Annotated in this window: 17 protein-coding genes, 1 tRNA gene and 1 pseudogene; 6 read left to right on the top strand and 13 right to left on the bottom strand. The window is 47.8% G+C overall.

Annotated elements, in window-relative coordinates:
* Nucleotides 1-132 precede the first annotated feature (132 nt).
* From ACF8OF_RS07165 to ACF8OF_RS07135, 7 genes and pseudogenes are all read right to left on the bottom strand, one after another.
* The gene (locus tag ACF8OF_RS07165; RefSeq protein ID WP_392496158.1) at nucleotides 133-1,059 is read right to left on the bottom strand and encodes a hypothetical protein; all 927 of its coding nucleotides are present in this window, start codon (nucleotides 1,057-1,059) and stop codon (nucleotides 133-135) included.
* 114 nt (nucleotides 1,060-1,173) lie between these two features.
* Nucleotides 1,174-1,443 carry a PAAR domain-containing protein gene (locus ACF8OF_RS07160; RefSeq protein ID WP_392496156.1) on the bottom strand — a complete coding sequence of 90 codons (270 nt, stop codon included), beginning with the start codon at nucleotides 1,441-1,443 and terminating at the stop codon, nucleotides 1,174-1,176.
* Nucleotides 1,436-2,368 carry a hypothetical protein gene (locus tag ACF8OF_RS07155; protein ID WP_392496155.1) on the bottom strand — a complete coding sequence of 311 codons (933 nt, stop codon included), beginning with the start codon at nucleotides 2,366-2,368 and terminating at the stop codon, nucleotides 1,436-1,438. The genes ACF8OF_RS07160 and ACF8OF_RS07155 overlap by 8 nt, the downstream gene beginning before the upstream one ends.
* Nucleotides 2,365-4,950: a hypothetical protein gene (locus tag ACF8OF_RS07150; RefSeq protein ID WP_392496294.1), complete on the bottom strand. Its 2,586-nt coding sequence runs from the start codon at nucleotides 4,948-4,950 to the stop codon at nucleotides 2,365-2,367. The genes ACF8OF_RS07155 and ACF8OF_RS07150 overlap by 4 nt, the downstream gene beginning before the upstream one ends.
* A gap of 12 nt (nucleotides 4,951-4,962) precedes the next feature.
* Nucleotides 4,963-5,598: pseudogene (locus ACF8OF_RS07145) on the bottom strand (toxin VasX); the annotation flags it as partial.
* A 53-nt stretch (nucleotides 5,599-5,651) separates the two neighbouring features.
* A complete protein-coding gene (locus ACF8OF_RS07140; protein WP_392496154.1) occupies nucleotides 5,652-6,878 on the bottom strand; it encodes a DUF4123 domain-containing protein in 1,227 nt (408 codons plus the stop codon).
* Nucleotides 6,875-8,911 (bottom strand): type VI secretion system Vgr family protein, encoded by a 2,037-nt coding sequence (locus tag ACF8OF_RS07135; protein ID WP_392496152.1) that lies wholly within the window; start codon nucleotides 8,909-8,911, stop codon nucleotides 6,875-6,877. The genes ACF8OF_RS07140 and ACF8OF_RS07135 overlap by 4 nt, the downstream gene beginning before the upstream one ends.
* A 904-nt stretch (nucleotides 8,912-9,815) precedes the next feature.
* On the opposite strand from ACF8OF_RS07135, the gene ACF8OF_RS07130 reads away from it, so the two are divergent.
* Both ACF8OF_RS07130 and ACF8OF_RS07125 read left to right on the top strand, forming a co-directional pair.
* The gene (locus ACF8OF_RS07130; protein ID WP_392496150.1) at nucleotides 9,816-10,214 is read left to right on the top strand and encodes a DUF805 domain-containing protein; all 399 of its coding nucleotides are present in this window, start codon (nucleotides 9,816-9,818) and stop codon (nucleotides 10,212-10,214) included.
* 176 nt (nucleotides 10,215-10,390) lie between these two features.
* On the top strand, nucleotides 10,391-11,533 hold the full coding sequence (locus tag ACF8OF_RS07125; protein ID WP_392496149.1) for a glycosyltransferase: 1,143 nt from the start codon (nucleotides 10,391-10,393) through the stop codon (nucleotides 11,531-11,533).
* 272 nt (nucleotides 11,534-11,805) lie between these two features.
* Here ACF8OF_RS07125 and ACF8OF_RS07120 read toward each other — a convergent pair whose 3' ends face one another.
* Complete coding sequence (locus tag ACF8OF_RS07120; protein ID WP_262860958.1) at nucleotides 11,806-12,099, bottom strand: helix-turn-helix transcriptional regulator; 294 nt, start codon at nucleotides 12,097-12,099, stop codon at nucleotides 11,806-11,808.
* Nucleotides 12,100-12,900: 801 nt separating this feature from the next.
* Nucleotides 12,901-12,988 (bottom strand) — tRNA-Ser (locus tag ACF8OF_RS07115).
* A gap of 191 nt (nucleotides 12,989-13,179) precedes the next feature.
* On the opposite strand from ACF8OF_RS07115, the gene tusE reads away from it, so the two are divergent.
* The gene (gene tusE, locus ACF8OF_RS07110; RefSeq protein WP_004241806.1) at nucleotides 13,180-13,509 is read left to right on the top strand and encodes a sulfurtransferase TusE; all 330 of its coding nucleotides are present in this window, start codon (nucleotides 13,180-13,182) and stop codon (nucleotides 13,507-13,509) included.
* A 7-nt stretch (nucleotides 13,510-13,516) separates the two neighbouring features.
* On the opposite strand, the gene ACF8OF_RS07105 is transcribed toward tusE, so the two are convergent.
* On the bottom strand, nucleotides 13,517-13,795 hold the full coding sequence (locus ACF8OF_RS07105; protein WP_262861172.1) for an acylphosphatase: 279 nt from the start codon (nucleotides 13,793-13,795) through the stop codon (nucleotides 13,517-13,519).
* A gap of 202 nt (nucleotides 13,796-13,997) precedes the next feature.
* Between ACF8OF_RS07105 and hspQ the strand changes: the two genes are divergently transcribed.
* Nucleotides 13,998-14,318 carry a heat shock protein HspQ gene (gene hspQ, locus ACF8OF_RS07100; RefSeq protein ID WP_025153288.1) on the top strand — a complete coding sequence of 107 codons (321 nt, stop codon included), beginning with the start codon at nucleotides 13,998-14,000 and terminating at the stop codon, nucleotides 14,316-14,318.
* 45 nt (nucleotides 14,319-14,363) lie between these two features.
* Here hspQ and ACF8OF_RS07095 read toward each other — a convergent pair whose 3' ends face one another.
* On the bottom strand, nucleotides 14,364-14,777 hold the full coding sequence (locus ACF8OF_RS07095) for a CoA-binding protein (RefSeq protein WP_262861173.1): 414 nt from the start codon (nucleotides 14,775-14,777) through the stop codon (nucleotides 14,364-14,366).
* 130 nt (nucleotides 14,778-14,907) lie between these two features.
* On the opposite strand from ACF8OF_RS07095, the gene ACF8OF_RS07090 reads away from it, so the two are divergent.
* Nucleotides 14,908-15,366: a methylglyoxal synthase gene (locus ACF8OF_RS07090; RefSeq protein ID WP_262861174.1), complete on the top strand. Its 459-nt coding sequence runs from the start codon at nucleotides 14,908-14,910 to the stop codon at nucleotides 15,364-15,366.
* A 44-nt stretch (nucleotides 15,367-15,410) separates the two neighbouring features.
* Here the strand turns inward: ACF8OF_RS07090 and helD are convergent, their stop codons facing one another.
* Nucleotides 15,411-17,465: a DNA helicase IV gene (gene helD / locus ACF8OF_RS07085; protein WP_392496148.1), complete on the bottom strand. Its 2,055-nt coding sequence runs from the start codon at nucleotides 17,463-17,465 to the stop codon at nucleotides 15,411-15,413.
* Nucleotides 17,466-17,621: 156 nt separating this feature from the next.
* On the opposite strand from helD, the gene yccS reads away from it, so the two are divergent.
* Nucleotides 17,622-19,838 (top strand): YccS family putative transporter, encoded by a 2,217-nt coding sequence (yccS, locus tag ACF8OF_RS07080; RefSeq protein ID WP_392496147.1) that lies wholly within the window; start codon nucleotides 17,622-17,624, stop codon nucleotides 19,836-19,838.
* A gap of 47 nt (nucleotides 19,839-19,885) precedes the next feature.
* On the opposite strand, the gene ACF8OF_RS07075 is transcribed toward yccS, so the two are convergent.
* A complete protein-coding gene (locus tag ACF8OF_RS07075; protein WP_262861177.1) occupies nucleotides 19,886-20,497 on the bottom strand; it encodes a TfoX/Sxy family DNA transformation protein in 612 nt (203 codons plus the stop codon).
* Nucleotides 20,498-20,706: the final 209 nt, after the last annotated feature.

Below are 20,706 nucleotides of genomic sequence, written 5' to 3'. Positions count from 1 at the left end.
CTGATAAACAATCAGTCATACTGAATATGACGATAAAAAAAGAATCCGGTGTTGCTTCCGGCGACTTACCCCGCCGCGACCAGCACTCATCCGCCGGAACATCCGCATATCGCTTTACAGGCATTCACCTGACTACGCATGACGTTGCTTCCTGTTATCCAACTTTGCCAGAATTTGTGTAACCTGTTGTTCAAAATCGTCCGGAAGCGGATTTTTACCAAATGACAGGAATGGTTTACGCGCCTGATAATCCGAGGCTGAAACAGCATCACGTCCCTGCTGCATATAGGCATTGAGGAATGTAATAAAACGGTGGTTTTCGCTGTCCGTACTGGTCAGAAAAGCCGAATAATGCGAGACATTCGGCCGGAAGAGAATTGTTTTCAGTTCACCGGATTTCTGATCAAGACCATAAAGTTTAATAGCGGGCATTTTACCGGCTAACCCGATTTGTGCCTCTTCATAACGGGTTACATATACTTTTCCCATACCGTAGCTGTACAGAATACCCCGTTGTCTGTCAGCAATAAGGTGTGCCGGAGGAACAAAGAAAGCCAGATACCCAAATAACCATAACGCCCCCGGGAATAGGATAAGCCAGCCTATAACAAGATATTTACTATATTGGCTATTCGTGAAAAACACGCCTGAATTATACGCTAAAATATAATCATAATAACTTATATCTCGACTACCGAAGTATGGTTGATAGAGCTTAACATACCTTAATGTCGCTTCATCTAAACCTGGCTTATCACCATACTTTCTTTCCACCTCTTGAACTCGATGCTGAAAGTATTTTTTATACTCCATATGGCTATCAATAAAGTTAAACATTGTATAACACGCCATAATCAATATAGCGATAAAAAAAGGAATTGTGTTAGTTAACTGACTGTTACGCTGCGGTGAATTAATCACACAACGCTGCTCATTCACAGCATCCAAAAACACCAGTTTACGGGGGGCTAAAGGGTCATCATAGGTGTGACTTTCCCCGGTTAATAATGTTGTCTCCAGCTGCTCAGGATGCCGGGTTGCGGTATATAAACGGGTCATGCGGTACCTTCTTCGTCAATACAACCATCGAGGTTAAACGGGGAAATATCCCCGTTACCCCGGCCATCACCGTAAACAGACGGAACAGAATATTTTTCGTTCATATCTCTGTATTTAACCCGCCGCAACCAGCAGGCACCCACCGGAACATCCGCATGTCACTTTATGACCTTCCAGGGCAACCGGTATGCCGTTTATTTTTATCAGACTGTCACCTTCCGCGATTGTCCCCGTCTGCTTACACGACGGGCAATATACCGGGTCACCCACACAGGCAATACCTTCAGTTTGTTTCGCAACAGAGGAGCCCCGGAGAACGGTACCTCCGGTATTGGTGGTGTCATTTTTTAAAATAATCTTACGGCCATTCACAAGACTACGCATGACGTTGCTTCCTGTTATCCAACTTTGCCAGAATCTGCGTAACCTGTTGTTCAAAATCATCCGGAAGCGGGTTTTTGGCAAAACAAAACAACGGATCACGTGCCTGATAATCCACGGATGAAACGGCATCCCGTCCCTCTTTCATATACTTATTTAAAAACGTAATAAAACGGTAATTTTCGGTATCCGTGCTCATTAAAAAACCGGTATAGAACGAAACGTTAGGTCTGTAAATATGGGTACCTAACTTTCCGGTTTCCGGATGAATATAGAATAATTTAAACGCCAGCATTCTGCCTGCAAAACCAAACTGTGCATCCTCATAACGCACGGCCATCACAATCCCGTCCACATAGGAATACAGGATGCCCCGCTTTCGGTCTGCTACCAGCCAGGTCATCGGAACAAAAAAACTCAGAGAACCTACGATATATAATCCCCCCGGAAAGAATATTAACCATCCGATAATGAAATATTTATCGTATTCACTGCCAATAAAAAATAGTCCTGAATTATATGCCTTAGCATAGTCCCACCAGCTAATTTTTTCTTTTCCAAAAAAAGGTTTATATTTTTCAAAATATTCCGTTGTAAGCTTGTTAATTTTTATAACACTCTTATCAAGATACCTTTCTTCGGCATTTAATACATTCTCTTCAAATGTATGCTTTTTTACATTATGCTTTTCAACAAAGGTGAATAAAGTATAAAACATCATCACCAGTAATACCAAAAATACAGGTACTGTGTTAGATTTCCTGCTGTTAACTTGTGACGATTTAATCCGGCATTCCTGCTCATTGAGACTTTGCAAAAAAACCAGATCCTTCAGCGGTAACGGGTCATCATAAGGATAATTTGCATCCGCCAAACGTGAGGTTTTCAGTTGTGACGGAAACCTTGATACTGTAAACGGGTTACTCATTCCATTCCCTTATCATCAATATAACCATAAATTTTATCCTGTAAATTACCTTTGCGGTAACGCAGCGGCGCAATATCCCCTTTTATACGGTCAGTCAGGTAATACCAGTGAACAGACGGCACGGAATTATTTTTTAACGGGTCACCGCTATGTGTTCCCGCATCAACCTTAAAGCTGAATTTAAATTCTCCCGCACGCAACGATGTGTTCTGAAGGGCTGTCATCAGCGCCTGTTCAAAGGCCAGGTCAAAGGCCTGGTTAAAGATATGATTATCGGACGCGATATACTCGAATCCTTTACGCCGGAGAATGATATCCGGTTTCGGAGGAAGATACTTTACGGGCATCTGAGACGCATACATTACTGTTTTTTTTAATTTTACCAACTGATATTCAATATCCGAGAGGCCGCACTGAAAATTAGCCAGCCTGAACTGATAATGTATCACATATGTCGTCGGGAGCTGACCAGCTTTTGCTTGCGGTTGCGCGGTAATTTTTACTTGCGGCGTAAAAAAGAAATTTAAAAACTCCTGCAATTCCATTTGGTAATATGCCGTATATTTTTCAAAATTTTTGATATACTTATTTAATTGATCATATCTATCTATAGGCCTATCAATATCATCGTTATCTTTGGTCAGGTACCCCCCTGCAAAGTATTTATCGCCGTTTCCCCAGAAACAATTTTTCAGCAACTCATCAAAATCATCTGTTTCGAATATATAATATATGATGGCACTGCCAATCAGTGCTGCTGTTGCGATAAGGACAATTTCCCACGCATAAAGGGTAGCAAACCGTATTATCGGGTTGGTGCTGAGAACCGCAGCCCCCTCGATAATGGCGTTAGCCTGACCGACACCCGCCACACCAATACTCAGAGCAAGGGTTGCCACCGCTTCCGTAAATTTTGCCCCGGCGGTCACATGGTTTTTTTTATCCAGTTCAGCCATACATTCGGCTATAGGTAATGCTGCGCCCAGCAGCGCAACAAGATAACCGAGACTCTTGACAGTCCTTTTAGCCCATACGGATTTGGGTTCCGGTAAATGGATTTTCATTAAAATATGCCGGAGAGGCGGGTAAGTGACCCGTTTCATATAAAGCCCCGCCGCCTGACGGGTCTTGATAATACCTTCAGTCGTTTTGACCAGATTCACAACGATCTGAGTCCGTAAAATATTTACCGCGCCGGTATTCAGCGGGTTATTTTTATCATAATCCGACATTTTATTAGCCGCCTGAAGTTCCAGAATACCCGTCAGCAATGAATAAAGTGACAAACTTAACTTCAGCGTGTTTTTAAACGTCTCTTTATCAACCGGCAGCCCTGTTGACGCATAGTGATACTGAACCGTATTAATCGCATGTGTTACTGCAGGGCTTCTCAGTTTTTCATCCCAGTTCAGTAATGTCCTCATCTGACCAACTGTGTTTTTAAGGGGAGCGGCCTTTCCGTTCAGGGAATCCATCCAGCCCATAAACTGTTTTCCGGACATGGGCTGCAGCGTCTTAGTATTTACCCGGAGATCAAAGAAACCCAGAAAAGCAGGTAAGACTTTTCCCGCCAAAAAATCGATGCCAGCCTGCGTGATGTGACGTGAACGTCCGATATTTTTTTTTAACAGAGCATGGGTTTCTGTAAACGCATACCCTAATGCATCCCAGCCAATCAAAAGCACCGACTCCAGTGACGGAAGCATTTTTTCTTTGAAAAAATTCATTCCGCCTTTTCTCAGTTCTTCCTCACTGAGTAAATTGACCGCGATATCACATAGATTCTTCCAGAGTTTCCCTTCCGGTTTATCAACCGAAAACATCAGGCTTAAAACCTGCTGCCCTGATGCTGAGCTTTTTAACGGCGACAATAACTGTTCATGAAATTCACTGTAGCGTCGAACCTCCTCAAAAAACGCAAGGTGCCAGAAATCCGTCTGTGCGTATTGTTCCCGGATTAAAAAAACATGGTCAGTATAATTTTTAATGCCGCCTATTTTATCCGTTATCGCAGGATTCGTTAAAAAATCCCCATACAGATGGGCGATATTTTGCTGAATTTGCTCAAATTTTTTATATCCCGATTCAATTTCAGGCCAGTAGGTTTGCCAGCCCTGCATATCAATATTATCTAAAAATTGTTCATTCAGCCGGTGCCCGGCCCCCGTTTGTGCAATATCAGGATGATCCAGATGCATTTTAATCGTTGAGAGGTAGTGACCGATCTGATTAGGGTAACGCCAGTGATGCTGAAATGCGGCGTACATCGCAGTAACGAAAGAATAGAATGCCAGGACATCTTTTTGATACCCCACCGGGTCGTGCAATATCACCAGGCTGCTTTTCTCATTCTCATCCAGTGAGGCTTTCACCTGTGCAAGCAGCGTTTCAGAGCCTTTCGATACGTCAGGGGTATTAGTTATTTCAGCAAAATAATGACCTTTGGGTAAGTCTGAACCTATTTCTTTTGCCTGTTTCGCAAATGCGGCAAACCTGTGTGATTCCTCCTTATATTCCTCCACCAGATAATCAATATGCTCTTCATGTAATTCAAGTGCATAAGGGTTATCATTAAAATCCACCAGATTGATTTCCTGCATAAAGGATGCGCGGAATGCAGGGTCAGCCGTCAGCTTGTTCAGTGTATAATCGGGTAACGGAATATCACTGAAAAAAAACCGGGCACGGATAACATCTTTTTTTATCGCCAGATAAGGATAATGAGGAAACTGTTCTTTCAGTTCCCCGGTCAGGGATTCGGTATCATATACCCGGATATAAGGTATAAAATATTCGTCGGCATCTCCGCCGGTCACCGCCTTTTCTGCTTCAGCGGAGTTATCATTTTCATCATAAACCTGACCATTGTGTGTATAGGTGATGGTATGCTTAAAAATCAGCAACTGCCCCCGGGTATCGGTCCGGGTCGGGAATTCCCCCTCCTCAAACACATAGACCCATCCTGAACGTAACAGCCGGGCACTGAATCCCTTCGTGTCCTCAAGGGTACACACTTCAGGCTCGTACACCTCAATATCCGGTTGTGCAGGGCACAGTTCCAGCAGTTTCTTAACCTCCGGCGGCATCGCTGCCACGGCATTTTTATCACCCGATAAATTCGAATAGGCATAACGCACCGGATAGACCGGACGGTGCTCATTCTCACACGGGCAAATCACCGCATCTGCCGGTAAATTGCGCGGCGCGGCCTGATTAACCGCCTCCACCATTTTACGGAGGTGTTTCTCTTCCGGAGTTAAAACATCAGAACTGACATGTTCAGTCATACGGGGACTCCCTGCGCCTGTATACAAAAGGCATAACAATGATAGTTAAATAATACCTGGTTGTGCTGATAAGGCCGTGCATGCTCACAGGCACGTTCCCAGAGCGCGGTATCGTGACGGCACAGATAACGGGCGGATAACCGGTACATTAACGCCTGCATCCGGGTGACTCCCGCCAGAAAGCTCAGGTTGGCTTCACGGATAAGATAACTGTCGGAGACGGTTTCACCGCCGTCCTGTTCCGGCGCGGACCCGGCCCCGTGCTGCTCAATCAGCTGCCGGGTTTTTGCCAGGGTACTCATCAGGGTCAGCCGGGCATAATGGCCGTAAAGCCGCTCATTGATAAACAGCGCTTCGCGCCGTCCCGTACCGGTAACACCGGCAGAAAAGGTGATGGTCACCCCCTCCGGATATGCCGGGCTGTACCCCGCAAAAGCCGTCACGCCCCCGGCGACACTGAGCAGCTGCCCGTGTGTCAGTGATTCAGCAAAGGGAATAAAATGGCGGACATCATAAAACCGGAAAAAACTCCAGCTGCCGGTGACCTGATTTCGCAGATACGTCATCCTGCGTAACTGCCGGTGCATTTCCGGAAAGGGTTTGCTGCTGCTGATAAAAAACCCGGCGGCGGCTTTATCCGGCAGGTTCTGACAATGAGCCAGAAACTGTTTCCCCGCACGATCCGCACGGATTTGCACCAGATACGGCGCACGGTCGGCAAGACTTTCCTGCGTTTCCCCCTGATACAGCGACTGCCACGGCAGGTGAGTGCCGAGCAGCACCGGAACAAGGTGCTGTCCGGTCTGACGGTGATATTCACCGCTGTCGATCACCGCAAAAAGCGGGATCCCCGGGATAAACCCCGGCGGGCCCGGCTGATAATGAATATCACCGTTTTCCGACGGCAGCGGACAGGTCAGATTATGTTCACCGGTTAATACAGCGGGGATCCCCTCATCATGCTGGCGGATAACCTGCCGCAGTAACGGTAACTCCGGCTGCTGACTCTCCCCGGCATACGCTGTCAGCGGCTCCAGGGTATCGTACTGAGCGGCACTGTAGTGTTCCGGCTGGGCTGAAAAATACCGGCGCATATTGCGGATGGCCTGATCCCTGTCCGCCCCCGCCACGGCCATTACCCCACTGAACTGCATGTCATCCCGGGTATAGCGGCACTGCGCCACCCAATACGCCCGGAAAACAGCCTGAGAGACCGGCATCATGACGTCCCTTTCTTCACGGCTTTTGCCCGGCAGTCTTCTGCCAGCGGCAGCCCTTCATTCACCGCTGCTTCCGGTAAAACAACCGTTCCCGGCGCACCTGCGGCGATTGACACCGGACCTTTCAGGGTAATATTTCCGGTGATCGTGACGCCCTGCCCGTCCAGCTGAATAGAACCGGCTTTTCCTCTGATAAGAACAGTGTCGCCTGCCTGCAGCGTATGCACCCGGGTGTGCGTGTGAATGCCGCCTCCGGCGGTTAATGTATAATCGCCCTGCACAACACTCTGTTTGTTTTCACCCACTTCCTGAAAATGCCCGGCCCGGATCACTTCTTTCCAGCTGTTATCAATCCGGGTCATACGGTCTTTACCTATCTGCTCAAACTGATTCACACCGATGTTCAGCGTCTGCTCATTCGTGACATGAATAAATTCGTCATGACATACCTCGTGCTTACGGTCATTCACCACGGTATGCACCTCATCATGTCCGATATGCTGAGTTTTGTTGTGGTTAATATGGATGTTATTATCCCGCTGGGCATGGAGGTAAATCTCTTCACTCCCGTCTTTATCCTCAAACCGCAGCTCGTTAAACCCCTCCCCCTTATGGGTTTTGGTACGGAACGTGGTGCGGGTTTTCTCGACCGGCAGGGTCAGCGGCGGGCTGTTGCGCCCGTTATACGTGCAGCCGGTGATGATCGGGCAATCGATATCCCCGTTAAGGTAAGAAATAATCACTTCCTGCCCGATACGCGGGATCGACATAAACCCGAAACCGTCCCCGTTCCAGCCGTGGGCCACCCGTACCCAGCAGGAGGCGCTGTGATCCGGCCTGCCGCGCCGGTCCCAGTGAAAACGGACCGTGACAGCGCCATCAGCGTTGGTATAGATTTCCTCCCCCGGCGGCCCGACGACCGTTGCCAGCTCGTTACCGTCAGCGGTCGGTTTATAGCGGAACGGCGGACGCCATTCCTGAGCGCCCGGGATAAACTGCACGGTATTACTGAAGGTGGTACCCTCACCGCCGCTGTTGTCCGCCAGGGGCTGCACACCCCGGTGACTGACACTGATCACCTGCCACGACTGATTCATGGCTGCTGACGGGTGGTTTTTCAGGGTAAAGAGTTTACCCGGCCTCAGCGCAAAGCAGTTGGTGCCCGCACTGCCGGTCTGACGTTCATTCTGGGATTGCTCATAGCGCAGCATCGTAAAGTAACCGCCCTGCTCATCCTGCTGAAAACGGCCGTAGCTTTCAAAGGTGGTGTGTTGCCGGTGAACATCCCCGGTCAGCTGATGTTCAAGGGGATAGGAGGGATTCTGCGGGTTGTAATCTTTGTGGATCTGAATATCACCGCATAACTGTTCAGCATAGCGCCAGGAGAATGCCGTGCTGTCGCGGGTGTCTGTATCCGCCTGCGGGTTGTAGGTCAGGTGAATACCCGCTGTCATGCCGAGATGACTGTCACTGTAAAACAGTTTCGGGCCTTCCTCGGACCAGAAGTTAATCCCTTCCTCAAAAGCCAGACGACACCAGAAATCATAAGCGGATTCCCGCTTCTGGGTGATGTAATCGCGCTTACCGTGCAGTGCGCCGTCATAAAATTTCAGGTCATTTTTGACATGCGCCTCATTCAGCAGGGTGGCGAGGACTTCCGGTACGGATTGCTGGCGGAAAATGCGGCTGTCCTGATTGAGCGTCATGATCCACATTTCCGGGCGGATAACAAACTGATACCAGGTTTTGTTGCCGTCAGTATTACCCTGTTCGGCGGAAGCCAGCAGCCCCTGCACGGTACGGACCTTAACACCGTTGCGGATGACTGTCAGTGAGGCGGCAGAACCGAGACAGGCCTGAAAATCGACTGACGGCAGCAGGCTGACGGCAGAAACGGATAAGGAAAATAAGGCAGAAAGCGTTTCATCCAGGGTGAACGCGGTCACCCGGAAAGTGTTTTCCGGCAGCCGCCCGATTTTACAGGTAAAGACCAGTCCGGAATTGCCCGGTAGCAGATCAGAAAGAGAAGGAACCACAACAACTCCGTACAGTAACAGTCACGGACAGTCGTTACCCGGACGTCCGCAGAGAGAACAAAAACGATCCGCCCGGATAATGGCCGGACTATATTGACAGTACTTCGACTGACGCCCACCTGACATGCCTGCAACTGCATGCTGTTATCAGTCAATACACATGGTGCTGAACCGCGGGATAATAAATTTCACTTATCGATCTGTAAAGATCCGGAGGAAAGTCCGAACCTCACAGAATGAGTGACTCAGGTCAATGCAATCCCAAAAAACAGAATATCAGACTACTCATTAATCCAATTAAGACGTTGGCGATGTAATAATCCGGAATATAAAAATGACAAACCATCCTGTTTTTTTAAGATAACGCGATAACTCACTGTAAATAATAAATAAAATAAACTTTTCTTTGGTGAACACAGAAATAAAATATGTAACAAAATAAAAAATCGCTATAACAACATGAATAATAACAATAAAAATAAAGTATCATCAAAACCATACAAACAATCCGTGCTTTCCGCTCTGCCGCAGGCGACATAACCGGATAAAAACATTATATTCTGCTGTTTTATTTTTATTTCACTATGTTATGCCATTCCTGAATCAGCCACGGCGATACTGCCAGTCCCTGTATCTGCGGGTCGTTTCCCTTTGAACTCACTTGCGGATATTGCTTCTCATGAGGAAGCAATCAATAACGTGCGTATTTTTCACTCTGGCCATTTTTGCAATAAGCTGGGGAATGGTGCAATTTTAATGCGAGATCTTAGATCTGAAGTGTGCTGATATTTTCCTTTTTTACTAATACAATTAGTATTAATATAATCTTACATTAAAATAATTTACATCTGATTACTCATTATATATATTGCCGCCCCTTATAATTTCAGGTAATGATAAATATATGGATTGGTACTCAGACGCTATTAATATTAACTACTTTAACTTTAAAGGCAGAGCCAGACGAAAAGAGTATTGGATGTTTGTCCTGATTGATACTGCAATTATCGTTTCTCTTTATCTTGCTATACTTTATTTTTCAGATCTTTACTCGCGGGATTTTAATGCCATTGGTTTTGTATTAACTGTGTTCTTTGTGATTTATATCATTGTGACGTTTATTCCCTCTCTTTCAATAACAGTCCGTCGTTTACATGATACCGGCAGATCAGGCTGGTGGTTATTGGCCTTATTAATACCCTTTGGTGGTATTATTATTTTTGTATTTTCTTGTCTGGATAGCCATCCCGGGGACAACAGATTTGGCCCGAACCCTAAAACTAATCATCCTGTTGCACCGTAAAAACCGGATGGCGTATTAAATATTCCCTGTATAAAACGCCCCGGCAATAATCTGTCCGTCTCCGGACACTATCAATAATGCCGGTAATGAATTAACAAAATATAACACCCATAAGTAAAATAGTTAAAGATGGCAGGCTATTAATGCCATGTCAGTAATATCTATCTGGAGTAAAAATGAAAGTTGCCCATCTGATTAACCTCTCCGGTTTTGGTGGTGTTGAAAAACGCTTTTCTATGTTTATAGAGAATAGTCAGTTTGATAACACAATTATATGCTGTAGTAACAGAATTGATGACAAAATATCTGACTTATTTGACGATAAAAAAATTACCTTCGCTAACAGAATTTTTAACAACGTCAATATAAAATACCCGACTGCCTTACGAAAAAAAGTCCTTATTGCCAGGATAAACACGTTACAGCCTGATATCTTAGTCATATGGGATTTCATGCCACGTATAGACCTGAGTGAAATAAAATGTAAGAAAATATATTATGATTGCGGATGCGGGTGGCGATATCCGCAAAATAAAAAAACAGATGACTTTTTCAAAAATATCGACAGCGTTATATCCAACAGCAACGCGTCTAAAAGAATCATCCAGTTGCGATATAATTTCAATAAGGATATCAACGTTGTTCTCAATAGGCTGAATATGCCGATATCACCGGAGCCGAGAGAAATATCTGATGAAAAAATTGTTCTCGGGACCGCATCAAGACTGGTTGGGATCAAAGGTATCGGGATATCCATACTGACGGTAAAAGAACTGCTAGATAATGGCGTTAATGCATTCCTGGTTATTGCTGGTGCCGGTGACAACAGGAAAGAACTTGAGAAGCTCACAGAACGTCTTTCACTACAAAAAAATGTCATATTCATGGGTTATCAGTCTGATATGACTGATTTTTATGATGAAATCGATATATACCTCAGTACGCCGGTGACTGAAGCTTTTGGCCTTTCCTGCATCGAGGCAATGTCTCATGGGATCCCTGTTATATATCCATTGATTGACGGGCAACCGGAAGCTATTAAAAATGAATATAGCGGTATAGCCATAAAACCGACTCTCTTACCGGATGAGTATAAAGAAAAAACAAATATCAATATTGACTTTCCCTATGATGTCTATGATCCGACTGATGATAAATTAACATCAATTAAACTTATATCACCTTCTGATTGTATGGATGCGATTCACCATATCATTAATAACTATCATGAACTGAGTAAAAACGCCCTTGTATGGTCAGAAAATACGATGGATTTTCCGTTTTTTATTAATGAGTTTGAATCAGCAATCGTCGGTTGAGCACGATAAAAAAACCTGCTCAGTGAGCAGGCTTTGCGATGGATTATCCGGGGATAAAACCCTGGTATTTGACAGGGTATTTAACCTTTGTTTAAGTTTATCCCGTTACTATCACTAAGATTGTTCTTATATCAGATTCAATCACTTTTCTTACTATTATTCCAATTTATACCAACTCTTTCAGCCCGTTTCCCCCACGGTTTCGGGCTATTTTTTTATACCATTAACTCAGCACTGAGCGTCTTCGCATGCCGGGAGTTGATTACGTTAAACTAATAAGACTGATACTCATTATGGAATAGCATTGGATCCATATACATAAGTGATGCTTTTGTCTGAGAAAAATCCTCAGTTTCCGGTTCCGGGAATAAAGCCTCATAAGGAACACCAAATATATTTATTATCTTAAATACAATACTGGCATCTATTTTATTGATTCCCCGCTCATACCTTGATATCTGTTGCGGGGATATTCCCAGCTGATTTGCTAATGCTTTCGTTGTCATACCGTTACGGTGTCTTAAGCTGCGGATATTCTGACCTACAATAAAATTTATATCTTTCACAATGTCTCCTAATCAACACCTATTAAGAGTAATCCATGCCGCGATTGACAACAAACAAAACGACCAGAAACTGATCAAAATATCGCTTTTGTTTAGCTTTTATTTAATTTAAGGTTACATTTTCTTACTGTTTCATCCTGCATGATTGACCCGCCGCCTGCTTCTGATGTCAGCACCGCCCGTTCAGATGAACCATTAACCGTGAAATGGTACCGCGCGTCACCATGATAAAAACACGGCAGAGAAAAACGGATATGGTTATTTTTAAATTCAGAACACGCATTTTATGTTAGATTTTAGCGAAAATACTCTGTATATTTGTAATTGCATTATTTAGTGCGACCATTTTACTTAAAAGCTTATGTTTTTCATGCCGGTTGCGTTTAACCGGCTTTTTTATGTCTGTGGTTTCTGTTGTTCAGAAGAACCAAACATATGAGCTATCCGGACATCCCGGAGAACTGAGTTATCCCCCTCTTAGTGTGTTCAGACCGTTCCGTTTCCGCACCAGAAACCGCGCTTACCTGCCCCGACAGACATCACGTTGCTGCACCATACCCGACGGAGCACTGTCACTACGGACTGATGTGCGGGGTGATATGGCTTGATATAGCATTAATTCTGATTTGACGGGAATACGTGTTACTGAGGAAAATGGCGATATAACAGCGTGCAAAAGTACGAAAATTTTCTGCTGCAGGGTATTCCGGAGAACCCGCAGAGTACCTTCGGATTTTTTCGGATGAAAGTCTGATTTACCGGGGGTTGAGGGACTTCAGAAGACGCAGGAAGACGTGAAGATGGCGGAGGAGGAGAGATTCGAACTCTCGGACGGTTTCCCGTCGGCGGTTTTCAAGACCGCTGCCTTAAGCCGCTCGGCCACCCCTCCGCAATGACGAGCACTATAGTCCCCTCCCCGTCCCTTGTAAAGTCCCGGATTGTCTGAATGCCGGAAATTTAGCCATTTCTCAATGTGTTAGCTGATTTTATCATCACAATTACCGCTTTCTTTCTTCTGATGCTTGGGATAGCGGCAGATTTTTGCTACATTTTCATTCTCATTTTCAGCAGGTTCAGATTATGTTTGTGTTTGAAGGGCGTGAAATCGCCACAGATCCCCACGGCTATTTACTCAATGTGCAGGACTGGCAGGAGGCTATGGTGCCGCTGCTGGCTGAACAGGAAGAGATTACCCTGACAGAGCAGCACTGGGAAGTTATCCGCTTTGTACGGGATTTTTATCTGGAATTTAACACCTCACCGGCTATCCGTATGCTGGTGAAAGCCATCACACAGAAGTATGGCGAAGAGCGCGGGAACAGCCGTTATCTGTATCGCCTGTTTCCGAAAGGCCCCGCCAAACAGGCAACAAAACTGGCCGGGCTGCCGAAACCGGTGAAGTGTATCTGACCACCGTTTATTCGTGACGGACACGGAATAGTGTAACGTCCCTGTAATCGCAGGGCGTTGCGATAATCTCCGTCACTTTCGCCCCCGGCGGCCCGCCCGCTTCCAGCCACGCGGTCATGCCGTCCAGCACACTTTCATCACCATACGCCTCAATTTCCACGCTGCCATCCTGACGATTGCGGACAAAACCGGTCACATTATGGCGTTTTGCCCAATAAAACGTTTGATAACGGAAACCGACGCCCTGAACACGTCCGTATACGGTAAAATGTCGTCCAATCTTCATTATGTCGCTCCTTTTTCCGGAAATATCACTATATTTATCTGTATCACTGTCCGCAGGTTGTAATTTTATCCACACCCCGATAACCTGAAATTGTCAGCTGTTGCTGATTGCAGTGATAGGAAACAACTATCTGTTAAGGGATTGAATCTGTCATCAGTACCCCCCATATTAGTAACAGAGCAAAGTTTCTTCGGAGGTGATTATGATGATTTCAAGTAAGTTCGGTATCGGACAACAAGTCCGCCATAAGCTGCTTGGCTACCTGGGCGTGATTGTCGATATTGATGCTGAATACTCACTGGATCAGCCGGAAGAGGACGATATCGCATCCAATATGAACCTGCGCTCTTCGCCCTGGTACCACGTCGTGATGGAAGACGATAACGGTGAACCTATCCATAGCTATCTGGCAGAAGCCCAGATCACCTATGAGATGGATGAAGACCACCCCGATAACATCACAATGGATGAGCTGGCTGAGTCCATCCGTAACCAGTTACTGTCTCCCCGGTTGCGCAATTAATACACGAACAGCCCCGCCACTCACATGCCGGGGCTTTATTTTTGCTTACTTTTCCAGACCCAGACGCGGGATCTCAATTTTCGGACAGCGATCCTCAACAAACAGCATCCCGGCATTTTCTGCCAGCGCTTTCGCCTCACTGCTGATAATCCCCTGCTGCAGCCACAGCACTTTCGCGTTTATGGCTATCGCCTCTTGTGCAATACCCGGCGCGGCATCCGCATTCCGGAAAACATCCACCATATCCACCGGCTCCGGAATATCGGCCAGCGAACCATACACCAGCTGCCCGATCAGGGTTTTTCCCGCCAGTTTCGGGTTCACCGGAATCACCCGGTATCCCTGCCCCAGCAAATATTCCATCACATGATAAACAGGGCGATCCGGTTTATCACTCGCACCGGCGACAGCAATTGTTTTTACCTGCTGAAGAATACCGGTCAGAAATGTGTCATTCATAGAAGCCTCTTTTATGATCCTGCGCGACAATCTGAGTTATAGCATACTGAATTGAAAATCACCTGTTGGCGGAACGCTTTTTTTCGCTTATGTTATTGAATAACATTTATTCGCCGGAAAAGAGAGCGTTATGGAATCGACCACCCGAGTACTGACCAGGCATAAAAAAATCGCCCTTGTGGCTCACGATCACTATAAAACCAAATTACTGGCCTGGGTTCAGCGCAATCTGGCTAAATTAGAAAGCCACGAACTGTTCGCCACCGGTACCACCGGTAAGCTTATCAGTCGTGAAACAGGACTTGAGATCACCGGCATGCTGAGCGGGCCGATGGGCGGGGATCAGCAGATCGGCGCAATGATTGCGGAAGGCAAAATTGATGTGCTGATTTTTTTCTGGGATCCGCTCAATGCCGTGCCTCATGACCCGGATGTGAAAGCCCTGCTGCGTCTGGCGACCGTCTGGAATATTCCGGTGGCGACCAATATGTCCACCGCCGATTTTATTATTCACTCGCCGGATTTCGACAATGATGTGGATATTGTTATTCCGGATTACCACCGCTATTTAAGTGAGCGCACTCAGTAACGGCGTTTTGCGGCGGTGGTGACTGACCGCCGCCGCTTTCCTGTTCAGGGCTTTTTCACCCGGCTGACGCCCATATCCGCCAGTTCTTCCGCGAAGCAGGACGGAGAATCTTTGTCATACAACAGCCAGACCTGTTTTTTTGCCCGGGTCAGCGCCACATACATCAGGCGGCGCTCTTCCGCATGCATAAATTCCTCTTCCCGCGGCAGTAATCCCTGCTCAATGACCGATTCCCGCGCCGCCGCCGGGAAACCGTCCCGTTCATCGGTCAGCCCGGTAATAATCACGTAATCCGCCTGCTGACCTTTTGAGGCATGCATCGTCATAAACCGGATATTAAGATGCGGCCAGCGGGTAGCCGCTACCGACAGAATCTCCGGTTTAAGGTGGTGATAACGTGCCAGGATCAGAATCGTCTCTGCTTCGGTCACATAACCGCTCATTTTATTCAGCAATGCTTCCAGCTGGCTGTCCGGCAGTAACAGAACCGCTTTTTTATCCCCTTTCATCAGGCTGTTCAGCGGTTTGGTCAGCTGCTGCGGGTTACGCTGAATAAAGCCGTTGGCAATTTCCCCGATACGGCTGTTAAAACGGTATGTGGTGTCCAGCGCACACTGCCCGCCCTCACCGAAGACCGCGCTGAAATCCGTGGTCAGTGTCAGTTCCGCACCGCTGAAACGGTAAATGGCCTGCCAGTCATCACCGACAGCAAACAGTGTGGTCTGCGGATTCTGAGCCCGCAGCGCGTGGATCAGTTTTGCCCGCAGGGGTGAGATATCCTGGAATTCATCCACCAGCACCGCTTTCCACGGCGAGATAAAGCGCCCTTTTTCAATCAGGTTCACCGCCTGATGGATAAGCCCGGAAAAATCTGTCGCTCCCTCGTCTTTCAGGGCACTTTTCCAGGCTTTTAAAAACGGGGCCATCAGTTTGATTTGTTTTGTGAATTCGGGCGCGATATCCGGCGGGGCGGATTCAATCATCACTTTCTGGCTGCCGCCGTTCATGCGCATCAGGCTGAGCCAGCGGTCAATCCTCGGCACTATGCGGCGGCACAGAGTTTCATCTTCCCAGTATTCACCCTCATCCACCAGCCAGTTCATACTGCCGCTGATAAGTTCGCGCCAGCCTTTTGCCTGCGCTTTTTTCTCACGGCACTGCGTCTGCCAGACCGATTTAATCAGTTCATGACGGGCGGCTGTGTCGCTTTCCAGCGTACTGATAACCGGCGATTTATTGGATGCCTCGCGGATAATATGCAGTGCGAGGGCATGAAAGGTTTTACTGCGAATCTCTTCTGTATGCAGACAGGTGCGGATCCGTTCATTCATTTCGTCCGCCGCCTGCCGCCCGAAGGCCAGCATCAGGATCTGATCCGGCTGTGCCTGCTGACGGCGCAGCAGCCAGCCTGCCCGCGCCACCAGTACCGAGGTTTTACCGCTTCCGGCTCCCGCCAGTACCAGCACAGAAGGCTCACCATTGACCACCGCCTCACTCTGCGACGTATTCAGCGGGGAGGATTCCACATTGGCAAAGAAATCCGCATAGGTTTCAAGGCATTGTTCTGTCCATTCACGGTTGCGCTGACGGCGTTTTTCCCCGGTGTGACTAAGCCAGTCCAGACAAAACTGATATGACTGCGCACAGTTATCAAAATTGAGCAGACGCGCCCGGGGCAGCGGCAGTGCCGCAAAGGCGTGCAGAATGTTGTTATGCAGTTTCTGACTTTCCGGCTGTGTCAGCCAGCGATCGGCCTGAATCACCGCCTTAATATCACTGACCTGTTTATCCAGCACCCCCGCGCTGACCACGCTCATTTCATCACTCCAGCGTGACCAGATATCAGTAACATACTGATAAAACGCCTGAGTTTCCTGCCACTGGGTACCGTGCAGACGCACAACCTGCTCATCCGGCAGTTCAAACTCCAGTTCGCCCCAGACGATACCGCGTTTACATTGAATATTGATTAACTCATTGAAAGGAATAACATACCGGTGTTTTGCCCCGCTGACTTCGATACCTGCGTTAAGTAACCGCACGCGGTTGTAAGGATGCCGGGCCAGTGTCTGCCCCATTTGTGTTGATTTTAATTCCATGTGTTCCGCACCGTTACAAGATTGAAATCAATATGTGATAAAACCAGATGTGGTAAAACGTATGCCAGCGCCATACCATTATCATATTACAGGAAAGACACAATTAGTTTACTGCCAAATTCCCGTTAAGGGTATTTCTGACTCACTGAGGTTATTGTGCTTGCAGCGTTTTCCGGCTTCAGCCGGTATATTTATAACAGCCATTTTCTTTATTATTTCCGCATTCTGATTGCGCTGACAGGGACCACACTGGTGCCTTGGCTGCTGCACATGCCGCCGAAGGTGACCATTGCCCTGACGCTCGGGATGGTCGCCGCCGCACTGACAGACCTGGATGACCGGCTCGCCGGGCGTCTGCGTAATCTGTTTATCACGCTGATCTCTTTTTTTGTCGCGTCTGCGTCAATTGAACTGCTGTATGACCACCACCTCCTGTTTATGGCAGGTCTTGCGGTATCAACCAGCGGGTTTATTCTGCTGGGTGCGCTCGGGCAGCGTTACGCCACCATTGCCTTCGGGGCACTGCTGATCGCGATTTACACCATGCTGGGAAAAAACCTGTTTGATGACTGGTATCAGCAGCCGCTGTTACTGCTGACCGGGGCGGTCTGGTACAACCTGCTGACCCTGACCGGGCACCTGTTTTTCCCTGTCCGTCCTCTTCAGGATAATCTCGCCCGCTATTATATGCAGCTTTCTGATTATCTGGAGGCAAAAGCGAACCTGTTTGATCCGGATATCGAAGAGGATTATCAGCAATCCGTCTTTGAACTGGCGATGGCAAACAGCGCGCTGACGGAAGCGATGCATCAGGCGAAAACCACGCTGTTTTCCCGCCTGAAAGGCGATCGCGGACAACGCAGTACCCGCCATGCCCTTCATTATTACTTTGTCGCCCAGGATATTCATGAGCGGGCAAGCTCATCCCATATCCAGTATCAGAATTTAAGTAATGAACTGCGTTACAGCGACATTATGTTCCGCTTTCAGCGGCTGATGACCATGCAGGGACACGCCTGCGCCGCTGTTGCACAGGCCATTTTGCAGCGCCGGAAATATCACCATAACCCGCGTTTTGAGCGGACATTTTCGTATCTGGAAAACTCCCTCAACCTGCTGGAGCAGCAAAAACCCGGCAACAGCAGTGTCATGGCTCTGCGCCATCTGCTGACCAACCTGCGCGGGGTCGATTCCCAGCTGAAAGGGCTGACCGCAGAGCAGACGCAACTTCCGGCAGAAAAGATGCAGGAAGATGCGCGCCTGTCCAACGAAAACTTACAGGGACTGCGTGATATCTGGGCACGGGTCCGGCAGAACCTGACGCCGCGATCCGCGCTGTTCCGCCATGCTATCCGGATGTCGCTGTTACTGTGTGCCGGTTACGCCATCATCCTGACCTTTGATTTAACCCGCGGTTACTGGATTATGCTGACCAGCCTGTTTGTCTGCCAGCCGAACTACAGTGCCACACGGCGCCGCCTGATGCTGCGTATCACAGGGACACTCGCCGGGATCCTTATCGGCCTGCCGATCATGTATTTTGTGCCGTCTTATGAGGGACAGCTTATTCTGATGGTACTGTCCGGGCTGATGTTCTTTGTGTTCCGTACCAGTCAGTATGCCCAGGCCACCATTTTTATCACCCTGCTGGTGCTGTTCAGTTTTAACCTGCTGGGTGAAGGGTTTGATATCGCCATTCACCGCATTATTGATACCCTTATCGGCTGCGGACTTGCCTGGTTTGCCGTCAGTTATATCTGGCCGGACTGGAAATACCGCCAGCTGTCGCTGGTGATCGACCGCACGATGCAGGCAAACGGCCGTTATCTGGAACAAATTCTGCAGCAGTATTACAACGGTAAAACTGACAGCCTGGAGTACCGGGTTGCCCGCCGTGATGCCCATATCAGCGACGGGGAATTTGCCTCGGTGGTGGCGAATATATCCTCAGAGCCGAGCAGTTACCGCACATCACAGGATGAGGCGTTCCGCCTGCTTTGCCTCAATCACACGCTGCTCAGTTATATTTCCGCGCTCGGGGCTCACCGTACCAAACTCACGGATGACACTATTCTGCGTCTGCTGAATGATGCTATCCGCTATATTGAGGCCGCCCTGCAAAAAGGACACCGGGAAGATTTACAGATTCAGGCTATTGCTGATGCACTCGCACAGCGCCTGGATAAATGTACCTGTGACAATAACAGCACCGAGCAACTGGTGCTGGAGCAGATCCGTCTGTTACTCAGCCTGACACCGGACATTACCGGGCTTATCCGGCAGATCAATGATAAAGAGCATAACCGGCAGCCTTCCGCCGGACGGTTCCGCCGCAAAAAACAGACTGCGGAGAAAGAAACACCGCACAGCTGACTTCGGCTCCCGGGGAAAAACGCATTTCCCCGGGATGACTGAGCTGTTTAGTTCAGCCTGCCGTGCCAGTGGATAAGATCCTCCCGCAGTGCTTTTGGTAATACTGCACTGTGGCACCCCTCAATGGCTCCGGCGATAGCAAACAGTAACTTCAGCTCATTCTGCGGCCGCGCTTTGACCTTCAGAAAACTCGCTTTGGCGCCCAGTAAATAGAGATCATCCACCCTGCGGATCCCTGCCTGCCATAAACGACGTTCCAGTGCCCTGTCCACATTCGGCAGATCTTTAATCCGCGACGGCAGCTGCTGACGTGACTGTGCATGTTCCCGCGCATGCAGGTAGGTCTGGTAAAAAAGAAACTCACACTGCTGAGGGCACTGCCATACCGCATCCGGTACGCGGTAGTAGTTAATCCGCATCGGCAGGATCCGCTTGGGATACGTGAACCGGTCATTCAGTTCCAGCCGGCAGAATAATTCGCGGGTGGCTTCTGTGCTTTTCAGCCAGAGCTGGCTGTTGGCTATCAGTGCGAACGTGACGCGGTCAATGGATAATCCCATACACCCGAACTGTGATTTCAGGCGGATCCGGCCGAACGGCTGTGTGCTGTGTTGAAGACGATCAAACTGAACATCTGACAATTTCAAATAATCCTTCATATTATCAGTCCTTTGAAAGCAGGTTAAACGTATCGTTGTGTCATTCCCTGACTGAGCTCAGCTGTCGCCACAAAATAAGGAATGTTTCTCCGATTGCCAACGATAAATTCGTATTTGTATCCGGCAAACCTGAATTTTGCGAGTTGTATGGAAAAAATTTACTTGATCTGAGTAGAATTGGATTATACTGTATACATATACAGTATCAC

Source organism: Morganella sp. TYF_1 (assembly GCF_043105645.1).
Classification (GTDB): Bacteria; Pseudomonadota; Gammaproteobacteria; order Enterobacterales; family Enterobacteriaceae; genus Morganella; species Morganella morganii_B.
This window is presented reverse-complemented; position numbering and strand designations above follow the sequence as displayed.

Excerpts from the sequence above, each read along its gene's own strand:
- ACF8OF_RS07165 (WP_392496158.1), bottom strand. The coding sequence starts at position 1,059 with ATGACCCGTTTATATACCGCAACCCGGCATCCTGAGCAGCTGGAGACA.
- ACF8OF_RS07125 (WP_392496149.1), top strand. The coding sequence starts at position 10,391 with ATGAAAGTTGCCCATCTGATTAACCTCTCCGGTTTTGGTGGTGTTGAA.
- ACF8OF_RS07090 (WP_262861174.1), top strand. The coding sequence starts at position 14,908 with ATGGAATCGACCACCCGAGTACTGACCAGGCATAAAAAAATCGCCCTT.
- helD (WP_392496148.1), bottom strand. The coding sequence starts at position 17,465 with ATGGAATTAAAATCAACACAAATGGGGCAGACACTGGCCCGGCATCCT.
- ACF8OF_RS07075 (WP_262861177.1), bottom strand. The coding sequence starts at position 20,497 with ATGAAGGATTATTTGAAATTGTCAGATGTTCAGTTTGATCGTCTTCAA.
- tusE (WP_004241806.1), top strand. The coding sequence starts at position 13,180 with ATGTTTGTGTTTGAAGGGCGTGAAATCGCCACAGATCCCCACGGCTAT.
- ACF8OF_RS07095 (WP_262861173.1), bottom strand. The coding sequence starts at position 14,777 with ATGAATGACACATTTCTGACCGGTATTCTTCAGCAGGTAAAAACAATT.
- ACF8OF_RS07155 (WP_392496155.1), bottom strand. The coding sequence starts at position 2,368 with ATGAGTAACCCGTTTACAGTATCAAGGTTTCCGTCACAACTGAAAACC.
- ACF8OF_RS07140 (WP_392496154.1), bottom strand. The coding sequence starts at position 6,878 with ATGATGCCGGTCTCTCAGGCTGTTTTCCGGGCGTATTGGGTGGCGCAG.
- ACF8OF_RS07130 (WP_392496150.1), top strand. The coding sequence starts at position 9,816 with ATGGATTGGTACTCAGACGCTATTAATATTAACTACTTTAACTTTAAA.
- hspQ (WP_025153288.1), top strand. The coding sequence starts at position 13,998 with ATGATGATTTCAAGTAAGTTCGGTATCGGACAACAAGTCCGCCATAAG.
- ACF8OF_RS07105 (WP_262861172.1), bottom strand. The coding sequence starts at position 13,795 with ATGAAGATTGGACGACATTTTACCGTATACGGACGTGTTCAGGGCGTC.
- ACF8OF_RS07160 (WP_392496156.1), bottom strand. The coding sequence starts at position 1,443 with ATGCGTAGTCTTGTGAATGGCCGTAAGATTATTTTAAAAAATGACACC.